This window comes from Micromonospora sp. SYSU B005 (assembly GCF_055362685.1).
Genome location: NZ_JAXCFU010000006.1, coordinates 62,724 through 80,846, shown reverse-complemented (window position 1 = coordinate 80,846; position 18,123 = coordinate 62,724). Strand labels below are relative to the sequence as shown.

At 73.9% G+C, this 18,123-nt stretch carries 18 protein-coding genes; 12 read left to right on the top strand and 6 right to left on the bottom strand.

Annotation, left to right across the window (positions count from 1 at the left end):
- Positions 1 to 4: 4 nt before the first annotated feature.
- A complete protein-coding gene (locus SM452_RS15900) occupies positions 5 to 1,459 on the bottom strand; it encodes an MFS transporter (RefSeq protein WP_262014642.1) in 1,455 nt (484 codons plus the stop codon).
- Between the two features lie 274 nt (positions 1,460 to 1,733).
- On the opposite strand from SM452_RS15900, the gene SM452_RS15895 reads away from it, so the two are divergent.
- A complete protein-coding gene (locus SM452_RS15895; RefSeq protein WP_194801266.1) occupies positions 1,734 to 2,315 on the top strand; it encodes a TetR/AcrR family transcriptional regulator in 582 nt (193 codons plus the stop codon).
- 37 nt (positions 2,316 to 2,352) lie between these two features.
- Here SM452_RS15895 and SM452_RS15890 read toward each other — a convergent pair whose 3' ends face one another.
- Both SM452_RS15890 and SM452_RS15885 read right to left on the bottom strand, forming a co-directional pair.
- Positions 2,353 to 2,895 (bottom strand): Fic/DOC family protein, encoded by a 543-nt coding sequence (locus SM452_RS15890; protein ID WP_463840177.1) that lies wholly within the window; start codon positions 2,893 to 2,895, stop codon positions 2,353 to 2,355.
- Positions 2,892 to 3,479, bottom strand: coding sequence for a Panacea domain-containing protein (locus SM452_RS15885; RefSeq protein ID WP_463840176.1), 588 nt, complete (start codon positions 3,477 to 3,479; stop codon positions 2,892 to 2,894). The genes SM452_RS15890 and SM452_RS15885 overlap by 4 nt, the downstream gene beginning before the upstream one ends.
- A gap of 199 nt (positions 3,480 to 3,678) precedes the next feature.
- Here SM452_RS15885 and SM452_RS15880 point away from each other — a divergent pair, with 199 nt between their 5' ends.
- Both SM452_RS15880 and SM452_RS15875 read left to right on the top strand, forming a co-directional pair.
- Positions 3,679 to 3,990 (top strand): hypothetical protein, encoded by a 312-nt coding sequence (locus SM452_RS15880; protein WP_269704949.1) that lies wholly within the window; start codon positions 3,679 to 3,681, stop codon positions 3,988 to 3,990.
- A complete protein-coding gene (locus SM452_RS15875; protein WP_355509058.1) occupies positions 3,987 to 4,388 on the top strand; it encodes a hypothetical protein in 402 nt (133 codons plus the stop codon). Before SM452_RS15880 ends, SM452_RS15875 begins: the two co-directional genes overlap by 4 nt.
- Before the next feature lie 56 nt (positions 4,389 to 4,444).
- Here the strand turns inward: SM452_RS15875 and SM452_RS15870 are convergent, their stop codons facing one another.
- Positions 4,445 to 5,857, bottom strand: coding sequence for an alkaline phosphatase PhoX (locus SM452_RS15870; protein WP_463840175.1), 1,413 nt, complete (start codon positions 5,855 to 5,857; stop codon positions 4,445 to 4,447).
- Between the two features lie 183 nt (positions 5,858 to 6,040).
- Between SM452_RS15870 and SM452_RS15865 the strand changes: the two genes are divergently transcribed.
- From SM452_RS15865 to SM452_RS15850, 4 genes are all read left to right on the top strand, one after another.
- Entirely contained in the window at positions 6,041 to 8,557 is a 2,517-nt protein-coding gene (locus SM452_RS15865; protein WP_463840174.1) for an FtsK/SpoIIIE domain-containing protein, read from the top strand.
- Positions 8,554 to 9,333: a hypothetical protein gene (locus SM452_RS15860; RefSeq protein WP_463840173.1), complete on the top strand. Its 780-nt coding sequence runs from the start codon at positions 8,554 to 8,556 to the stop codon at positions 9,331 to 9,333. The genes SM452_RS15865 and SM452_RS15860 overlap by 4 nt, the downstream gene beginning before the upstream one ends.
- 58 nt (positions 9,334 to 9,391) lie before the next feature.
- Positions 9,392 to 9,655 carry a DUF6244 family protein gene (locus tag SM452_RS15855; protein ID WP_463840172.1) on the top strand — a complete coding sequence of 88 codons (264 nt, stop codon included), beginning with the start codon at positions 9,392 to 9,394 and terminating at the stop codon, positions 9,653 to 9,655.
- 167 nt (positions 9,656 to 9,822) lie between these two features.
- Positions 9,823 to 10,626 (top strand): lipase family alpha/beta hydrolase, encoded by an 804-nt coding sequence (locus tag SM452_RS15850; RefSeq protein ID WP_463840171.1) that lies wholly within the window; start codon positions 9,823 to 9,825, stop codon positions 10,624 to 10,626.
- A 41-nt stretch (positions 10,627 to 10,667) separates the two neighbouring features.
- On the opposite strand, the gene SM452_RS15845 is transcribed toward SM452_RS15850, so the two are convergent.
- Together SM452_RS15845 and SM452_RS15840 are read right to left on the bottom strand one after the other, a co-directional pair.
- Positions 10,668 to 12,260 (bottom strand): GMC family oxidoreductase, encoded by a 1,593-nt coding sequence (locus tag SM452_RS15845; protein WP_262014650.1) that lies wholly within the window; start codon positions 12,258 to 12,260, stop codon positions 10,668 to 10,670.
- A gap of 91 nt (positions 12,261 to 12,351) precedes the next feature.
- The gene (locus SM452_RS15840; protein ID WP_355509070.1) at positions 12,352 to 13,218 is read right to left on the bottom strand and encodes an aldo/keto reductase; all 867 of its coding nucleotides are present in this window, start codon (positions 13,216 to 13,218) and stop codon (positions 12,352 to 12,354) included.
- Between the two features lie 163 nt (positions 13,219 to 13,381).
- Here SM452_RS15840 and SM452_RS15835 point away from each other — a divergent pair, with 163 nt between their 5' ends.
- The 5 genes from SM452_RS15835 to SM452_RS15815 all read left to right on the top strand — a co-directional run bounded on the left by SM452_RS15835 (position 13,382) and on the right by SM452_RS15815 (position 18,047).
- The gene (locus tag SM452_RS15835) at positions 13,382 to 13,747 is read left to right on the top strand and encodes a YciI family protein (RefSeq protein WP_013287532.1); all 366 of its coding nucleotides are present in this window, start codon (positions 13,382 to 13,384) and stop codon (positions 13,745 to 13,747) included.
- 279 nt (positions 13,748 to 14,026) lie between these two features.
- A complete protein-coding gene (pyk, locus tag SM452_RS15830; protein ID WP_269704959.1) occupies positions 14,027 to 15,475 on the top strand; it encodes a pyruvate kinase in 1,449 nt (482 codons plus the stop codon).
- Positions 15,472 to 16,350: an acyl-CoA thioesterase gene (locus SM452_RS15825; RefSeq protein ID WP_262014653.1), complete on the top strand. Its 879-nt coding sequence runs from the start codon at positions 15,472 to 15,474 to the stop codon at positions 16,348 to 16,350. The genes pyk and SM452_RS15825 overlap by 4 nt, the downstream gene beginning before the upstream one ends.
- Before the next feature lie 71 nt (positions 16,351 to 16,421).
- On the top strand, positions 16,422 to 16,892 hold the full coding sequence (locus SM452_RS15820) for an RrF2 family transcriptional regulator (RefSeq protein ID WP_135241228.1): 471 nt from the start codon (positions 16,422 to 16,424) through the stop codon (positions 16,890 to 16,892).
- A gap of 111 nt (positions 16,893 to 17,003) precedes the next feature.
- Positions 17,004 to 18,047, top strand: a complete 1,044-nt coding sequence (locus tag SM452_RS15815) for a sulfite exporter TauE/SafE family protein (RefSeq protein WP_355509073.1) — start codon at positions 17,004 to 17,006, stop codon at positions 18,045 to 18,047.
- The last annotated feature ends 76 nt before the right edge of the window (positions 18,048 to 18,123 follow it).

Here is an 18,123-nt window from a genome sequence, read left to right as displayed (position 1 = left end):
CAGGTCAGCGGGCCGGGACCAGCTCCGCGGCCGGCGCCAGGTCCGGCACCGCCGGCCCGATCCGCCGCCGGGGCCACCGGCGGCGGCCGGAGGGTACGGCGAGCGCGGCCAGCGCCGCCGCCACCGAGATGCCGGTGAGCAGCAGGAAGCCCGCCGTGAAACCGGCCTCCCGGGGCAGCCCGCTCGGCTGCGGATTCGCGGTGATCACGGCACTGGCGAGCGCCGCGCCGATCGCGCCGCCGATGGTACGGATGTTGGCGTTCATGCCGGTCGCCGCGCCGGTCTGCCCGGCCGGCACGTTCGCCACGATCAGGTTCGCCATCGAGGCGAACGCCAGCCCGATGCCGAGGCCGACCAGGCCACCGGCGATCCCGACCTGCCAGCGGGTGTCGTGCGCGACGGTCAGCATGGCGGCGGCCGCCACGTTGAACACCGCGCCGGTGCTCAGCTGCGCCTTGGCGCTGAACCGGGACTGCAGCCGTCCGGCCAGCAGGCCGGCCACGAACATGCCGACGAGCATCGGCAGCATCAGCAGCCCGGCCTGGGTGACGCTGGCGCCGAAGCCGTAGCCGGCGCTGGTCGGGATCTGCGCGAACTGCGGCAGGAACGCGTACACGGCGAACATCGAGGCGCCGTAGAGCAACCCGACGAGGTTCGTGGTCCAGACCGCCGGCAGGCGCATCATCCGCAGGTCGATCAGCGGGTTCGCGGCGCGGGCCTCGGTCGCCAGCCAGGCGGCCGCGAGCACCGCGGCCAGCGTCAGCAGTCCGACCACCCGGCCGGAGCCCCAGCCCCACGCGGCGCCCTTGCTGACCGGCAGCAGCAGCGCCACCAGCCAGCCGGACAGGAGTACGGCGCTGAGCCAGTTGATCCGGCCCGGGGTGCGTACCGGCGAGCGTGGCACGAACCGGTGCGCGGCGAGCGCGGTCAGGCCGACCACCACCAGCGGGATCCAGAACAGCCACCGGTAGCCCAGCGTGGCCACGATCGGCCCGGCCAGCACCACGCCCAGCCCGCCGCCGACGGCCACGACCGCGGAGATCGAGGCCACGGCCGAGCTGACCCGGGCGGCCGGGAACTCGTCGCGGATGATGCCGAACGAGAGCGGGAAGACGGCGCCGCCGATGCCCTGCACCACGCGGGCGGCGATCAGCACGCCGATGCTGGGGGCGACGGCTGCCAGCAGGCAGCCCAGCGCGAGCGCGGCGAGCGAGAAGACGAGCGTCTTCTCCTTGCCGACCATGTCGCCGACGCGGCCGATGATCGGCGTGAAGACGGACGCGGAGAGCAGGTAGGCGGTGAGCACCCAGGTCACCGTGTTGGGCGAGGTGTGCAGGTCGTGCTGGATGGTGGGCAGCACCGGCGTGATCAGCGACTGGAGCATCGCGAAGAATCCGGTGCCGGCGGCCAGCACGAGGAAGGTGAGCCGGCGCGAGCCGCGCCCTGACGAGTGGATCATGTGGGAGAACTCCCCGTTGTCGGTACGAGACTGGGGGCCGCTCGCGCGGTCGTGCGGCGGTGGCGGCCGGGTTGTGCGGGCGCTCAGCGGTCGGCGGGCATGGTGGGACCTCCCGGGTCCGTGTCGTGGCGCGAGGATCGCGTGGCCGGAGGGCGGCCGGAAGTCCGGAGTAAGCTATCCGGAGGGGTGGCTCCGGTCAGTAACCGGAGGCTTGCCTCCATTAACCTAGCGGAGGGGTGCCTCCGGTTGCAAGACGGAAGGGGTGACGCGCGTCATGACCGACGCCGACGTGCCCGGTGAGGTCTTCTCCCGCCGCCCGAAACGGGCCGACGCCCGCCGCAACTACGACGCGCTGATCGCCGCCGCCCGCGAGGTCTTCGGCGAGCACGGCGCGGGCGCGTCGCTGGAGGAGATCGCCCGCCGGGCGGGCGTGGGCATCGGCACGCTCTACCGCAACTTCCCCCAGCGGCGGGACCTGTTCGAGGCGGTCTACGTCGAGGAGGTGCGCGCGCTCAGCGCCTCCGCCGCCGACCTGGCCGACGAGCCGCCGTGGGACGCCCTGGTCGGCTGGCTGCACCGGTTCGTCGCCTATGTGGCCACCAAGCGGGCGCTGGCCGAGGAGCTGGTGCACGACTCCGAGGTGTTCCGCAGCTGCCGCACCGAGATCTACGCGACCGGCGAGCCGCTGCTGCGCCGCGCCCAGGAGGCCGGCGCGGCCCGGCCGGACGCCGGCTTCGACGACGTGATCCGGCTGATCAGCGGGCTGGCCGCATATCAGTTCCCGGACCCGGCCCAGCGCGACCGCGTCCTGGCCATCGCACTCGACGGCCTGCGCCCGCCGGCCCGTGTGAACTGATCCGTCTCGTCGCCCGGCCATCTGTCGACGTGACGCATCAAGGGCTGCTCTGCGCGGGAGGAAGTGGCGGGCACGGCCGTGCCCAGCCGACGAATCGAGCGAACAACACTTGTGGGCTGGGAGCCTCGTACGGGTTGAGGCGATGTAGCTCGTGGGCTGCGTCATAGAGCTGCCCACACAGGTAGATCGACAGGGCGACACGATGCTCCCCGTAGTAGTGGGCGAGCGACTCGACGAACGCCTCGCGCCTCAACCCGAGCAGGAAGCCGTCCTCGGCCAGCCCGGCGAGGACGGTACTCACCTGGTCGTCGATGAACCGCCAGTGGCAGAAACGGGCCCCGGGCTTACTGATGTCGACAGTACGGGTCTGGCCCGCCCACTCGTACACGTCACCGAAGAGATGGCGGTGGAACGCCTGGAGATGGCCCAGACCATAGTTGCCCGGGATGATGGTCCGAGCGGCCTGCACGTCCCGGATCGAGACGAGGCGAAACTCGGCGTAGCGCAGGGCGGCGGCATCCCTCAGGCCCAGCTTGTTGGCCAGGCAGTCCGTACCCGGCCAGCAGTACGGATCGGTCATCCGCGAAGGCGGGCGATCTCTTCGGCGATCAGATCCTCAGCGCTCACCAGACCCGAGGCCACATCGCGGAGGCGTTCCTGCCAGTCCTCGTCGAACTCCTCGCCCTCGATCGCGGCGTTCGCGGTGGCCAGGGCAACCGCTGTCTCCGTGCTCGCCATCTGCCTCGCGTAGTAGGTACGCATCAGGTCGGTGTCGAGATGTTCGGAGGAACTGGCGGACTCGGGCAGCGCCCCCCGAGCGGCTCGCCACGGCAGCTCGTTGTGCGTCATGGTCGACAACTCGGCCGCCGAGAATCTGCCGTACTCGCGGGTGACCCAGCGGACACAGTCGAGCTGGGCGTCCGTGAGCCGGGAGGCATCCCCGAGCGGCCAATCCGACACGTAGAGCTGCTGGCGGTGCTGCCGGTAGAGCAGGGGGACGACAGGGCCTTCCCGCCAGGCCTCGATCGGCTCGGCGAACAGCGGTGCTCCGGTGCGGGCCAGGTGCCACCCCTGGCAGTAGTAGACGAGCTTCTCCAGCTTCATCGCCGTGACGCGACCGACCTCGGCGAGCACTGCCGCAGCGATGTCGTGTGCGTTGGCCATCGGGGGACACCTCCTTCATCGGCCCTGCTCAGAGCGTACCGATGATCGGCACGTACGGGCGACCCACGCTGCTATCGGTGTCGCTGCTTTGCCGCGATCAGCGCCGCGCTCGGCCGAACATGCCCGGTTGGGAGGTTTGGGCCAAGATGATCCCGCGTGGCGCGGCCCGTCGCTGGTGCGATCCGATAGCATCCTGGGTGTGACCGGACCGGTGAGCAAGAAGTCGTTCTCGCTGCCTGCGGATGTCGCGGAGCGTTTGGAACGCGAGCCGAACGCCAGCGCCTACGTCGTCGACGCCGTGCGGGCACGGATGCGCGCCGAGGACCTCGATGCCGAGTTGGCCCGGCGCGGGATGACCGTTTCCGCGCAGGGGCGTGCACGTGCCCGGGCGCAGCGCGCGCAGGTGGAGCAGGAGTGGTCGCCCGGTCGCCGTCAGGCTCTGCGAGAGCGTTCGCGCCGGGCGGCACGGGAGATGGTCGGCGAGACCGACCGTCAGGCACCGGCGGCATGACCACTGAGGAACCGCCGGTCCGCCTGGTGTTGGACCGGTCGGCGTTGGTCGGCTACGTGGCCGGTTCGATGCATGTGGCCGAGCCGCTGCACGAGGTCGCGCACGACGGGGTGCGCTTCGGCGTACCGGCGGTCGTCGTGGCCGAGGCCTTGGCCGTGATCGACGACCCGGGCGACCGAGCGGTGCTGCACCGGCTGTTGGCGCGTCCCGCCTGCGCGGTTCTGCCGACCTGGGGCGAGGACTGGCAGGAGTTGGCCTACTGGCGCAGGATCACCGGCCGGGTCGATCTCGCGGCAGCGGTGATGGCCGTTCTCGACCATCACGCAAGTGTGCTGACCAGCGAGGGCAAAGCCTACGGCGACGGGGGAGACCTTCCCGTCATCGCCTTTCCGGGCTGAGCGGATGTGTCGGCCGGCGGCTCCCACACGGGAACCGCCGGCCGCTCGCAGTCCCGTCAGCGGTGCCCGTTACCCGGCCGCCCCCACGGTCCGGTGATCGCGAACACGTACCCCGGCGACTGGATGTTGGCGAACAGCGTCCTCCCGTCCGCGCTGAACGTCGGCCCGGTGAACTCGCTGTCGTTCAGCTCGTTGCGCGCCAGCGGATACGCAGTGCCCTGCTCGGTGACGCCGACCAGGTGCGACACGCCCTCGCCGTCCTCGGCCAGGATCACCCCGCCGTACGGCGAGACGGTGATGTTGTCCGGCCCGTCGTAGTTGCCGGTGTCGGCCTCCGGGTCGTTGTTCACCCCGAAGATGGTCTTCAGCGTGACCGTCTGCCGGCGCGGGTCGTAGAACCACACCTGCCCGTCGTGCTCGTTGGCGCTGCCGTCGTCGTGCCGGGCGTAGCTGGCCACGAAGTACGCGCCGCCGTCGCCCCACCAGGCGCCCTCCAGCTTGCGGCTGCGGGTCACCTCCGCGTCGGTGAACTGCTTGCGTACCGACACGGTGCGGGCGTCGCGGTCGGGTACCTCGACCCACTGGACCCGGTAGCGGGTGCCGGGTGTGGTGGCCTCGGACAGGTCGGCCACGTGCGTGTCGCCGCGCAGGCAGCGCATCGCGGCGAGGCTGCCGGCGGTGCCGCCGTCGGGCCGCTGGGCGAGCGCCCGCAGCGCGCCCTTGCCGGCCCGGAAGCCGGGCGGCGGCGTCCACCGGAAGTACAGGCCGTTGGGCCCGCTCGCGTCCTCGGTCAGGTAGATCGAGTGGGTGTACGGGTCGACTGCGACGGCCTCGTGGGAGTACCGCCCGAGGAACGTCAGCGGCACCGGGCCGGTGTTGGCGGACCTGTCGTGCGGGTCGACCTCGAAGACGTACCCGTGGTCCTTCAGATACCGCCCACCGGCCCGCTGCTCGGTCTCCTCGCAGGTCAGCCACGTGCCCCACGGGGTGATGCCACCGGCGCAGTTGTTGTGCGTGCCGGCCACGCTCACGTACTCGCGCAGCCGCCGCCCGTGCCGGTCCACCTCGATGGTGGTGGTGCCGCCGCGGGCGCCCGGGTCGTAGGTGAGTCCCGGCAGCGCAGGCACCGGGTACGGCTCGTCGCCGCCGATCTCGTGGTTGTTCACCAGCACCGAGCCGTGCGGGCCGCGGAAGCAGCCGGTGCCGTCCGCGTCGCTCGGGGTGGGCTGCCCGGACTCCAGCAGCGTCGCGCCCGCCTGCGCGACGACCGTGTAGGAGAAGCCCGGCGGCAGCGCCAGCAGGCCGGCCGGGTCCGGCACCAGGTCGCCGTAGCCGACGGCGGGGCGGCACGCGGGCCGGGCCGCCGCCGGTCCGGCGATCGCCTCCAGGCTGCCGGCCACCATGATGCCGAGTCCGCCGGCCACGCCGCCGCGCAGCAGGGACCGCCGGGGGAGAGGTGAGGTGGTCACGTCGTCGCCTTCCTGTGCGCACGATTGCCTGACCGAAGGCAAGCCGGGCCGGGGGAACGGCGGGCGGCGCGCCCGTCGGTAGCCGGGTGAACAGTGGACGAATCCCCGGTGCGGAGCGCCCCGTGCCGGTGCGGCGCGCGTCCGTTAGGGTTCCCTTCGATCGCAAACGTCGGAGGGCGGACGGTGGGCAGACTCGCGGCGGCGTACCGGCAGGCGGTCGATCGGCATCGGCGGGCGGTGCGGCACTGGGAGGCGGCCCGGCGGCTGCTGGGTGCCGCGGGCCCGGCGCCGGTGGGCAGCCCCGAGCTGGTCGCGCGGCTGGCCCGCCTCGGCGGGGAGCTGGCCGCCGCGGTGCCCGGCACCGCCCGCGTCGCGACCCACCCCGTTCCGGTACGCCTCGGCGCCGCGACCACTGTCGACGGCGCGTTCCCGGTGCTCGTGCCGGTGGGTGCGGGCGCGCACCTGGCGGTCGACGCGGACGCCCGTGACCCGCGCGTCGGCGAGCTGCTGCGGGCGGTGGTGGTACGGCTGCTGACCGCCGCTCCGGCCGGTGCGATCCGGGTCGCCGGCATCGACCAGGCCGCCTTCGGCGCGGCGTTCCTTCCGCTGCGCCCACTCCAGGACGCCGGGGTGCTCGCCGCGGCGGCGACCACCGAGGCGGAGACGACGGCCCTGCTCGACCTGGCCGAGCGGCATGCCCGTACCGCCCAGCGGTCCGCGCCGGAGGACCGCGAGCTGCTGGTGGTGGTCGCCGCGTCCGCGCCGCCGCCCCGGGAACTGGCCCGGCTCGCCGCGCTCACCCACGCCGGCCCGGCCGCTGCGGTCTGCGTGCTGCTGGCCGGTCACCCACCGGCCGGGCCGAGCGCCGCGCCGCCGCTGGGCGCCACCACCCAGCTGCGCGTCACCGAGCGGTACACGCTCGTCGGCGACCCGCCCGGGCGCCCGTTCAGCACCGACGGCAGCGGGCTGGCCGCGCCGGTGGTGCTCGACGGCGACCCGTCGCACGCCACTGTCACCGCGCTGGCCCGCCGGTACGCCGAGGCCGCCGGCCAGGACGGCGTCACGTTCACCGACCTGCTGCCCGCGCAGCGCTGGGCCGGGTCCGCCGCCTCCGGGCTGCGTACCGTGCTCGGCCGGGCCGGACGCCGTCCGCTGAGCGTGGCGTTCGACGACGCCACCCCGCACTGGCTGATCGGCGGGCGGACCGGCGCCGGCAAGACGGTGCTGCTGCTCGACGTGCTCTACGGGCTGGCCGCCCGCTACTCCCCGGCCGAGCTGCGGCTGATGCTGCTCGACTTCAAGGAGGGCGTCAGCTTCACCGAGTTCGTGCCCACCGACCGTGACCCGTCCTGGCTGCCGCACGCCGACGCGGTCGGCATCGAGTCCGACCGCGAGTACGGCGTGGCCGTGCTGCGCGAACTGCGCGCCGAACTGGGCCGCCGCGCCGACCTGCTGAAGCGGCACGGCGTCAGCCGCCTGGCGGACCTGCCGCCCAACGCCCGGCCGCCCCGGATCGTCACGGTGGTCGACGAGTTCCACGTGCTGTTCGCCGGCAACGACGCGCTGGCCCGGCAGGCCGTCGACCTGATCGAGGAACTGGCCCGCAAGGGCCGCTCGTACGGCCTGCACCTGGTGCTGGCGAGCCAGAGCACCACCGGCATCGAGGCGCTCTACGGCCGGGCCGAGGCGATCTTCGGGCAGTTCCCGCTGCGGATCGCGCTACCAGGCGGCGACGCCGTGCTGGACCCGCGCAACGACGCCGCGCGCGGGCTCACCGTCGGCACGGCAGTGGTGAACACCGGCGCGGGTGCGCCCGGCTCGGACGCCGAGGTGCGGTTCCCCGACGCGCACGCCGCCTCGGCCGACCTCGCCGCGCTGCGCCACGAACTGCACGCGGCCCGCCCGGCCGGGTCACGCCCGCCTGCCGTCTTCCGGGGACACGAGACGCCCCGGCTCACCGACGACCCCGCCTGGGCGGCGCTGACACCCGGCGCCGACCCGCCGTACGCGCTCGTCGGCCGGGTAGTAGACGTCCCCGGCAGCCCGGCCGGCTTCGCGCTCGACGGCAGCCCGGGCCGGCACCTGGCGGTGGTCGGCACCGCCGCGGCGGGCGCGGACGTGCTCCGGTCGGCCACCCTGTCCCTGGCCCGCCAGCACGCGCCCGGCACCGCCCGGTTCCTGTTCGTGCCGCTGGCGCCGGGCACCACGGACGCCGCCGACGACCTGGCCATGACGCTCGCCGCCGCCGGGCACCCGGTCCGGCGCCTCGACGCCGGCGCGCTGCGCGCCCAGCTCGCCGAGGCCGCGACCGGCGACGCCCCGGCGGCCGGGCGCACCTACCTGGTGGTGTTCGGGATGGACGCCGCCGCCACGACGCTGGCCGCCTCCGACCCGGCGACGTTCCGCTCCGGGTACGACGACCTGCGCGCCGTGCTGCGCCAGGGCCCGCCGCGCGGGGTGCACGTGCTCGGCTGGTGGCGCGGGCTGCGCCGGCTCGCCGACGACCTCGGCGGCAGCGGGCACCGCGACGACGTGACCGGCCTGGTCGCGCTCAACGTCCCCGCCGCCGACCTGGGCCTGCACCTCGGCGTGCACGACCTGGCGTACGTCCCGCGCGAGGGGCGCGCCCTGCTGGTCGACCGGCACGAGCACCGCACCGCGCTGATCGTGCCGTTCGCCGCCGGGGGAGAGCCATCATGAGCGGATTCGACGAGTACGCGGCGCTGCTGCGGGAGCTGTCCACCCGGCAGCGGGGCGGGGAGCGGGAGATCGCCGCCGAGGCGGAGCGCCGCCGTGGCCTCCAGTCCGCAGTCGACACGCTCGGGCAGCGCCTGGCCGCCCAGGGGCAGCACCTCGACCGGCTCGGGCAGGCGATCGGCGTGCCGATGACCTCGGTCCCGGCGGAGGCGCCGGCACCGGCGATGGTGGCCGGTGGGGCAGCGCCAGGTCCCGCGCCCGGACCGGGGGACGGGGTGACCGGCGGCGCAGCCGGCGCGCCGGGGCGGCCGGATGTCGGGGCGTACCCCTCGGGGGGTGCTCCGGCGCCGCGGGCCGGCGACCCGGCGGCGGAGCTGGCGGCGGCGGGGCGGCTCGCCGAGGAGGCCGACGCGTTCGGGCAGCAGGCCGACGCGCTGGCCCGCACGCCGGTGCTGCTGCCCACCTGGTCGGCGCCGGCCCGGGCGGTGGTGGTGTACGCGGGCTGCGCGCTCGCCGGCTCGCTGCTGATGCTGATCGCGATAGTGGGGTCGTCGCTGCCGGTGGCCGGGCTGGACCTGGTGGCGGCGCTGTCCTGCGCGGGCGTGCCGTTGATGTCCTTCGTGGCCGGTCAGGTGGTGCTCGCCCGCTGGGGCCGCCCGGCGGTGGAGGGCGACGCGCCGCCGGCCGGACGGTACGTGCCGCTCGGCTTCGTGATCTGCGCGCTGGTCTCCCCGTCCTTCTTCTGCCTCTACCTCCTCCTCTTCCGCCTCCTGCGCTGACAGTGAGGCGGGGTGGGGAGGTAGGCTGCGCGCGGGTCGGTGAGCTGGGGGAGGGCGTGTGAGCGCGGCGGAGATCATCGCCAGGCTGGCGGCGGCGGCACAGAAGCTGGACGAGGCCAAGGCACGCACCGCCGCCGCCGCGCAGGACGCGGCCGAGGCGCGGGCGCTGGTGGCGGGCGCGCTGGAGGGGGCCACGGCGGGCCCGCTGATCGGCGCCATCGACTCCTACCGGCAGGCGCTGGCGCAGGCCGCGCAGGGCGGGGAGCCGGCCCGTCAGCACGTGCGGGAGACCATCGCGAAGGTCCAGGCGCTGGGCAACTGAGCCCGGCCCGGCATGCCGGTTTGCGCTGAGGGCGCGACAAGGGTTACCGCCGCGTAACTTTTCATTGACGTGTGTGAAATCGGACACGCATCATCGTGTCCACGATCGATCGGATCCCACCCGTCCCCCCGGGTACGCCCGGGTGCCTCCCCCCGGAGGTGCAGCCCATGCTGCTCCGAACGATCCTGGCCGCCACCACCGCCGCCACCGTCCTGCTCGTCCCGGCCGCCGCCCAGGCCGCCACCGCCGAACCCGCCGCTCCGTCGAACACGGCCACCGTCGCCACCGCCGCGCAACGGGCCGCCGCCGCGGCCGCCGACCCGGTGATCGTGGTCGGCGGCCTGAGTGGAATCTCCATCGCGTACGAGCCGATCGCCGCCCGGCTGCGCGCCGACGGCTACCGGGTCTCGATCTTCCAGTTGCCGAACCTCGGCCTCGGCGACATCCGCGAGTCCGCCCGTTCCCTGGCGTCCTACGTGGACCGGGTGCGCGCCACCACCGGCGCCGCGCGCGTCGACCTGGTCGGCCACTCCGAGGGCGGCCTGGTCAGCCGCTGGTACGTCAAGTACCTCGGCGGCACCGCCACCGTCGACCAGTACGTCAGCCTGGGCAGCCCGCAGTACGGCACCTACGTCGCCAACCTGGTCGCCTTCCTCGGGCTGGGCAGCTGCGCCGGGGTGATCGCCTGCCAGCAGATGACCATCGGGTCGAGCTTCCTCGCCGACCTCAACGCCGGGGACGACACCCCCGGCCCGGTGCGCTGGGCGACGGTGCGCACCTGGCAGGACGAACTGGTCCGGCCGGTCGACAACGCCGTGCTCGCCGACGGCGCGACGAACATCCTGGTGCAGGCGTGGTGCCCGCTGCGGGTCGTCGGCCACCTCGGGCTGGTGCTGGACGGCACCACGTACACGGCGGTGCGCCAGGTGCTCTCCGGCGCCGCGGTCCAGCCGAACTGCTTCGCGGTCTGAGCCACGTGCCCGGGCCCGCCGTCGTGCGGTCCCGGGCACGTTCAGTCGTCGGCTCGCCCGCGGATCACGTCGGCGGCCCGCCAGGCCAGCGCGGTCACCGGGGCGCTGGTCCAGCCGGCCACCATCACCGGCAGCACCGACGCGTCGACCACCCGCAGCCCGTCCACGCCGCGTACCCGCAACCGCGGATCGACCACGTGGTCGTCGCCGGTGCCCATCGCGCAGGTGCCGATCGCGTGGTAGCCGCAGTAGCCGCGCGCCACCGCCGCCTCGACGATCTCCGCGTCGGTGGTGGCCGCCGTCCCGGGCACCGTCTCGGCCCGGATGCGCTTCGCGATCGGGCCGGTACCGAAGAACTCCCGCATCCGGCGGAACAGGTCCACCGCCACCCGCCGGTCGTGCTCGGTGGTGAGGTAGTTCGCCACGATGGCCGGCGGCGTACGCGGGTCCGCGCCGGTGATGGTCAGACTGCCCTCGCTGTCCGGCCGCGTCACCGTGCCCAGGCACATCACGCCCGGCTCCCGTTCCAGTTCGAGGGCCTTGCCGGGTCGCGGTGGGGCGGCCGAGAACGGCGCCATCAGCAGGTGCGCGTCCGGGCGGTCCAGGTCGGGGCGGGACTTGAGGTGGGCCGCCACGTCCAGCACCGGCAGGGCGAGCGGGCCGCCCCCGGTGAGCAGCCAGCGCAGCGTGGCCCGGGCCTGCCCGAGCGGGCTGCCGATGGTCATGTTGTGGCCGCCGGGTTCGGCGAGGCGGTACTGGAGCACCATCGACCGGTGCTCGCGCAGCCCCGCGCCGACCCGTGGCCGGTCGAGCAGCACCGGCACCCCTGCCGCGCGCAGCGTGTCCGCCGGACCGATGCCGGAGACCTGCAACAGGTGCGGGGTGGCCAGGGCGCCCGCGGCGAGGATCACCTCACCGGCCGCCCGGTACGTGGTCTCCCCGCCGCCGCGCGCCACCCGTACACCGGTGGCCCGGCCGCCCTCGACGAGCACCCGCAGGACGACGGCGCCGACCTCGACGGTCAGGTTGGGCCGGCGCCGCACCGGGTGCAGGAACGCGTCGGCGGCGCTGACCCGGCGTCCGGCGCGGATCGTGGCGGTGGGGTAGCCGATCCGCTCGTCGTCGTGGGCGTCCAGGTCGTCGGCGTGGCGCCAGCCCAGCTCGGCGCCGGTCGCCACCATCTCCTCGGCGAGCGGGTCGGTGCCGGTGGCGATGGACAGCCGCACCGGGCCGCCCGTGCCCCGATGCGGCGCGGGCCCGAGCGGGTGGTCCTCCAGCTGCGGGAACACCCGGCCCATGACCGACCAGCCCCAGCCCAGCGGTTCGAGGGCGTCCCAGTCCCGGGCCGCGCCGCGGCTCCAGATCATGCCGTTCACCGACGTCGAGCCGCCGATCATCCGTCCGCGCTGCCAGATCTCCCGGCGGTCCGGCCCGGTGGTGGCCGGGTAGTGCCAGGCGGTGCGCTCGTCGTCCATCAGCCGGGAGAACGCCTTGGGCACCCGCACGTACGGGCTCCGGTCCCAGCCGCCCGCCTCCAGCAGCAACACCCGCGTCCCCGGATCCTCGGTGAGCCGGTTGGCCAGCACGCACCCCGCCGCGCCGGCCCCCACGATGACGTAGTCGAATTCCTCCACAGGGGACCCCCACTCATGAGAATCCCTCTGACAGTAGTTGTCCGATCACATTCCGCGAAAGGGGCCGGTCGGCGGAGGTGCGGCGGCCGGCTCAGGCGGCCTTCGCCAGCGCCTCGAACTCGTCGTCGGTGAGCTCCACCCCGGCGGCCGCCACGTTCTCCTCCAGGTGCGCCACCGACGACGTACCCGGGATCGGCAGCATCACCGGCGACCGGCGCAGCAGCCAGGCCAGCGCGAGCTGCGCCGGGCTGGCGCCGTGCGCGGTCGAGATCGCGTCCAGCGGGCCGCCGGGCCGGGCCAGGTTGCCGGTGGCGATCGGGAACCACGGGATGAACGCCAGGTCGTGGCGCTCGCAGTGCTCCAGCACGTCCTCCGCGCTGCGGTCGGCCAGGTTGTAGAGGTTCTGCACGGACACGATCGGCGCGATCGCCCGGGCCGCCTCGATCTCCTCGACGCTGACCTGGGACAGCCCGATGTGCCGGATCTTGCCCTCCTGGCGCAGCAGCGCCAGCTCGCCGAGCTGGTCGGCCAGCGGCACCTTCGCGTCGATGCGGTGCAGCTGGTAGAGCGGGATGCAGTCCAGGCCCAGGTGGCGCAGGCTCAGCTCGCACTGCTGGCGCAGATACTCCGGGCGGCCCACCGGCCGCCAGTCGTCCGGGCCGGAGCGGGTCAGGCCGGCCTTCGTCGCGATGACCAGGTCGTCGGCGTACGGGTGCAGCGCCTCGCGGATCAGCAGCTCGCTGACGAACGGCCCGTACGAGTCGGCGGTGTCGATGAACGTGACGCCCAGCTCGTACGCGCGGCGCAGCACCCGTACCGCCTCGGCCGGATCCTTCGGGTCGCCCCACACGCCGGGGCCGGTGAGCTGCATCGCCCCGTAGCCGAGGCGGTCGACCGGCAGGTCGCCACCGATCCGGTAGCTGCCCGACGCCTTGGCGGGCTGGGTGCTGGTGGCCATTCGCGGTCCTCCTGTGCTCGTTCGTACCTCGCGGGGCGGTGTTGCGCCCCGACCCTGGACATTCCCCGAATCGTGGCGGCGAAGCACTGGCAGTTGCGGCGAGCGGCCCCGGCGCACCGGGCCGCCGTGGGAGGCTGGGCGGGACGGTGCTCAGGAGGTGCGCATGGCCGCGACGCCACGGCTCGACTTCGCGCTGGACACGTACGAGTGCATCGTGCTCTACCCGGGGCCCTCGGGACGGGCCCTGCCGGACGAGACCGTGCAGCGGTTGCAGGCCGAGCACCTCCAGCACATGCGGGCGCTGCAACGGCGCGGCATCGTGCTCGTGGACGGGTCGGTCGACGGCCCGGCCCGGGAACCCGACCCGCCGATCGGTTTCGGCCTGGCCCGGACCGGCTCGGTGGACGACGTCCGCAGCGTCATGGAGGCCGACCCGGCGGTGCAGGCCGGGCTCTACCGGGTCGAGGTGCTCACCTTCCTCTGCCCGGCCGGCTCACTGGAGTTCCCGCTGGTCAAGACGGAGAGCTGAGGCGCGACGCCCGCCCCTCCGACGGCACCGATCGCTGCCGCGTACCCAGTGCCCGCCCACGGCCGGACGGCCGGGCGCGGCGGCCCCACAGTGCCCCCGGCCGGTCCGTGACGGGGAGCGGTACGATTTCTCACCGCGCGGTCGCTGATGCCCGCCACACGACGTTCCGGTGCGGTACGCCTACCGCCCGCCCACGCGGTTGACGCGCGTCGTTGGACAAATGTTCCGCAGTCCGCAAGGGGTCGGCCGGGAGGCCGATCCGGAGGAGAGACTAGCCTGATGGGCGTGACACGCCGCGCGAAGATCGTCTGCACTCTCGGCCCCGCAACCGCGTCCCCGGAGCGTATCCGCGGCCTCGTAGAAGCGGGCATGAACGTGGCGAGGCTCAACTTCAGCCACGGCAGTCACGCCGACCACGAGTCGGTCTACCGGCTGGTCCGGGAAGCGGCCGAGGCGGCCGGCAAGCCGGTCGCCGTGCTCGCCGACCTCCAGGGGCCCAAGATCCGTCTCGGCCGGTTCGCCGACGGCCCGCACGAGTGGCGCACCGGCGACTCCGTCGTGATCACCGGTGACGACGTCGTCGGCACCAAGGAGCGGGTCTCCTGCACCTACCGCAAGCTGCCCCAGGAGGTGAAGCCGGGCGACCGGCTGCTGATCGACGACGGCCGCGTCGCGGTCGAGGTCAGCGACGTCACCGGCAACGACATCCGGTGCCTGGTCACCGAGGGCGGCCCGGTCTCCAACAACAAGGGCGTCTCGCTGCCGAACGTCGCGGTGAGCGTCCCGGCCCTGTCCGACAAGGACGCCGAGGACCTGCGCTTCGCCCTCGGCCTCGGCGTCGACCTGGTCGCGCTCTCCTTCGTCCGCTCGCCGGAGGACATCAAGCTCGTCCACTCGATCATGGACGAGGAGGGCGTGCGCCGCCCGGTCCTGGCCAAGGTCGAGAAGCCGGAGGCGGTCGACCACCTGGAGGCGATCGTGCTCTCCTTCGACGGGGTCATGGTCGCCCGCGGTGACCTCGGCGTCGAGCTGCCGCTGGACCAGGTGCCGCTGGTGCAGAAGCGCGCCGTGCAGCTCTGCCGGGAGAACGCCAAGCCGGTCATCGTGGCCACCCAGATGCTCGACTCGATGATCGAGAACTCCCGCCCGACCCGCGCCGAGGCCTCCGACGTGGCGAACGCGGTGCTCGACGGCGCGGACGCGGTGATGCTCTCCGGCGAGACCAGCGTCGGCAAGTACCCGGTGCTCACCGTCAGCACCATGGCGAAGATCATCACCACCACCGAGGCCGGCTCGATCGCCGTCCCCCGGTTGCAGCACGATCCGCGTACGCACGGCGGCGCGCTCACCGTCGCCGCCTCGTCGATCGCCCGGGCCATCGGCGCCAAGGCCATGGTCGCGTTCTCGCAGACCGGTGACACCGTCAAGCGGCTGGCCCGGCTGCACTGCGACCTGCCGCTGCTGGCGTTCACGCCGGTGCCGGAGGTGCGCAACCAGCTCGCGCTGTCCTGGGGCGTGGAGACGTTCCTGATGCCGTTCGTCCAGCACACCGACGACATGTTCCGCCAGGTCGACCAGGCGCTGCTCGGCCTCAACCGGGCCAACCCGGGCGACTACGTGGTCATCGTGGCGGGCAGTCCGCCCGGCACCCCCGGCTCCACCAACACGCTGCGCGTGCACCAGCTCGGTTCGCTGGTCGACGCCGCCTCGGCGCGAGCCCTTCAATGAGTGGTGTGGCCACCGGGCAGGCCGCGGTCGACCAGCTGCTGGAGGTGCTCGACCTCGCCCGTACCGGAGAGATGACCTTCCGGGGGATGAGCCCGCAGGTGGGCCCGCAGCGGGTCTACGGCGGGCAGGTCGCCGGCCAGGCCCTGGTCGCGGCCGGCCGCACCGTCGACGCGGAGCGGGCCGTGCACTCCCTGCACGGCTACTTCGTGCGCCCCGGCGACCCGGCCGAGCCGATCGAGTACCAGGTGGAGAACGTCCGCGACGGCCGCTCCTTCTCGGTACGCCGCTCGGTGGCGTTGCAGCACGACAAGCCGATCTTCTTCATGTCGGCGTCGTTCCAGCGGCAGGAGGAGGGGCTGGACCACCACGCCCCGCTCCCGCCGGACGTACCCGGCCCGGACGACGTGCCGACCATGACCGACCGGCTCTCCCGCTACCCGGAGCGCCTGGGCATCTGGGGGATGATCCCGCGCCCGATCGACGTGCGCTACGTCGGCGAGCCCGGCTGGGTCCGCCCCGGCGACCGCCCGGCCGAACCGCACCAGCGGGTGTGGATGCGCCTGGACGGCAAGCTGCCGGACGATCCGCTGCTGCACGCGTGCGCCCTCACGTACGCCTCCGACCTGACGCTGCTGGACTCGGTGCTGTCGGTGCACGGCGAGGTGTGGGGCCCGGGCGGTGTGGTCGGCGCGAGCCTCGACCACGCGCTGTGGTTCCACAGGTCGTTCCGCGCCGACGACTGGTTCCTGTACGACTGCTGGAGCCCGTCCGCGTCCGGCGCCCGTGGCCTGGCCACGGGCCGGATGTTCACCACCGACGGCCGGCACATCGCCAGCGCCGTCCAGGAGGGTCTGCTGCGGCGGGTCGGCGGCTGACCGCCCGGCCGGTGATCGTCCGGGCGCGGGTCGGGCGGCAGGTCCGCACCGCAGCGGACTAACCTGGCCGTATGCGTCTTTCCGCCCGGGTCGACTATGCCCTCCGCGCGGCCGCTGAGCTGGCCTCGGTCGCGGACGGGGGAAGCACCGGACGGAGCCGCCCGGTGACCGCCGAGCAGATCGCCCGCGCGCAGGACATCCCGCCGAAGTTCCTCGAGAGCATCCTGCTGCAACTGCGCCGGGGCGGCATCGTGCACGCCCAGCGTGGCCCCGAGGGCGGCTACTGGCTGGCCCGGCCGGCCGGCGAGATCTCCCTGGCCGAGGTGATCCGCGTCATCGACGGTCCACTCGCGCACGTGCGCGGGCAGCGCCCGGAACAGCTCGGCTACCAGGGCGCGGCCCGCGCGTTGCAGGACGTCTGGATCGCGCTGCGGGCCAGCGAGCGGGAGATCCTGGAGCTGGTCACCATCGCCGACGTGGCCGCCGGCGCGCTGCCCGGCCGGGTCAACGAACTGGCCGCCGACCCGCGCGCCTGGAGCTGACCACACCGTCCGGCGTCTCCTACCAACCGGATGGGGGACTTGACCCGGGGTGCCCTCGTGGCGCATTGTCGACCAAGTTGATAGGAGATACCGAAAAGTCAGGGGGCGCTCGTGCGCAAGCTGCTGGTCCTCGCCCTCGTCGGGCTCGCCGCGCAACTCGTCGACGGCGCGCTCGGCATGGCGTACGGGCTGACCTCCTCGACGCTTCTCCTGTTCGCCGGCGTGGCGCCGGCCGCCGCGTCCGCCTCCGTGCACCTGGCCGAGATCGGCACCACGCTCGCCGCAGGCGTCTCGCACTGGCGTTTCGGCAACGTCGACTGGAAGGTGGTCGGCCGCATCGCGCTGCCCGGCGCGATCGGCGCGTTCGCCGGGGCGACGTTCCTCAGCTCCATCTCCACCGAGGCGGCGGCGCCGTGGATGGCAGCCATCCTGTTCACGCTCGGCGCGTACCTGCTGGTGCGGTTCTCCCGGCCGCTGCGCGCCAACCGCGCCGCCGGCCGGCTCCGTAGCCGCTTCCTCGCCCCGCTCGGCCTGGTCGCCGGCTTCGTCGACGCCACCGGCGGCGGTGGCTGGGGCCCGGTCGCCACCCCGGCCCTGCTGGTCTCCGGCCGGATGGAACCCCGCAAGGTCATCGGCTCGGTGGACACCTCCGAGTTCGTGGTGGCCGGCGCGGCCAGCATCGGCTTCCTCATCGGCCTGGGCTCCGAGGGCTTCCTGCTGCCCACAGTGGCCGCCCTCCTGGTCGGTGGCCTGATCGCCGCGCCGATCGCGGCCTGGCTGGTCCGCATCGTCCCCGCTCAGCTGCTCGGCGCCGTGATCGGCGGCGTGATCGTGCTGACGAACGCCCGCACGCTGCTGAGCGCCGGCGGCGTGGGCGGCTCGGTGCCGGTCGTGGTGTACGTGCTGCTCGGCGCCGCCTGGCTGGTCGCCGTCGGGCTGGCGGTGCGCGCCCTGCGCCGTACCCGCAGGGCCCGCGCCACCGTCGAGGCGGCCCTCGCCACCGGCTCTGCGCCGGCGGGAGAGCCTGCCGCGCCTGCGGAGCCGGGTGAGTTCGGCAAGTCTGGTGAGTCCGCCGAGCCGGCGAAGCCCGCGGCGTCGGGAGAGTCCGCCGAGGCCGCGGAGTCGCGGAAGCTCGCCGCCGCCGTCGAAGGCTGAGCCTTCAGCTCTTCTCGGGGCGCGCGCCCCGCACCCGAGAGGGGTGTTCCACGGCGTGTCGGCTGTCTCTTCTCGC

Bases quoted from the DNA above. Each gene is read 5' to 3' on its own strand.
- SM452_RS15835 (WP_013287532.1), top strand. From the start codon at position 13,382: ATGGCCGCGACGCCACGGCTCGACTTCGCGCTGGACACGTACGAGTGC.
- pyk (WP_269704959.1), top strand. From the start codon at position 14,027: ATGGGCGTGACACGCCGCGCGAAGATCGTCTGCACTCTCGGCCCCGCA.
- SM452_RS15825 (WP_262014653.1), top strand. From the start codon at position 15,472: ATGAGTGGTGTGGCCACCGGGCAGGCCGCGGTCGACCAGCTGCTGGAG.
- SM452_RS15875 (WP_355509058.1), top strand. From the start codon at position 3,987: ATGACCACTGAGGAACCGCCGGTCCGCCTGGTGTTGGACCGGTCGGCG.
- SM452_RS15895 (WP_194801266.1), top strand. From the start codon at position 1,734: ATGACCGACGCCGACGTGCCCGGTGAGGTCTTCTCCCGCCGCCCGAAA.
- SM452_RS15885 (WP_463840176.1), bottom strand. From the start codon at position 3,479: ATGGCCAACGCACACGACATCGCTGCGGCAGTGCTCGCCGAGGTCGGT.
- SM452_RS15900 (WP_262014642.1), bottom strand. From the start codon at position 1,459: ATGATCCACTCGTCAGGGCGCGGCTCGCGCCGGCTCACCTTCCTCGTG.
- SM452_RS15860 (WP_463840173.1), top strand. From the start codon at position 8,554: ATGAGCGGATTCGACGAGTACGCGGCGCTGCTGCGGGAGCTGTCCACC.
- SM452_RS15890 (WP_463840177.1), bottom strand. From the start codon at position 2,895: ATGACCGATCCGTACTGCTGGCCGGGTACGGACTGCCTGGCCAACAAG.
- SM452_RS15850 (WP_463840171.1), top strand. From the start codon at position 9,823: ATGCTGCTCCGAACGATCCTGGCCGCCACCACCGCCGCCACCGTCCTG.
- SM452_RS15820 (WP_135241228.1), top strand. From the start codon at position 16,422: ATGCGTCTTTCCGCCCGGGTCGACTATGCCCTCCGCGCGGCCGCTGAG.
- SM452_RS15840 (WP_355509070.1), bottom strand. From the start codon at position 13,218: ATGGCCACCAGCACCCAGCCCGCCAAGGCGTCGGGCAGCTACCGGATC.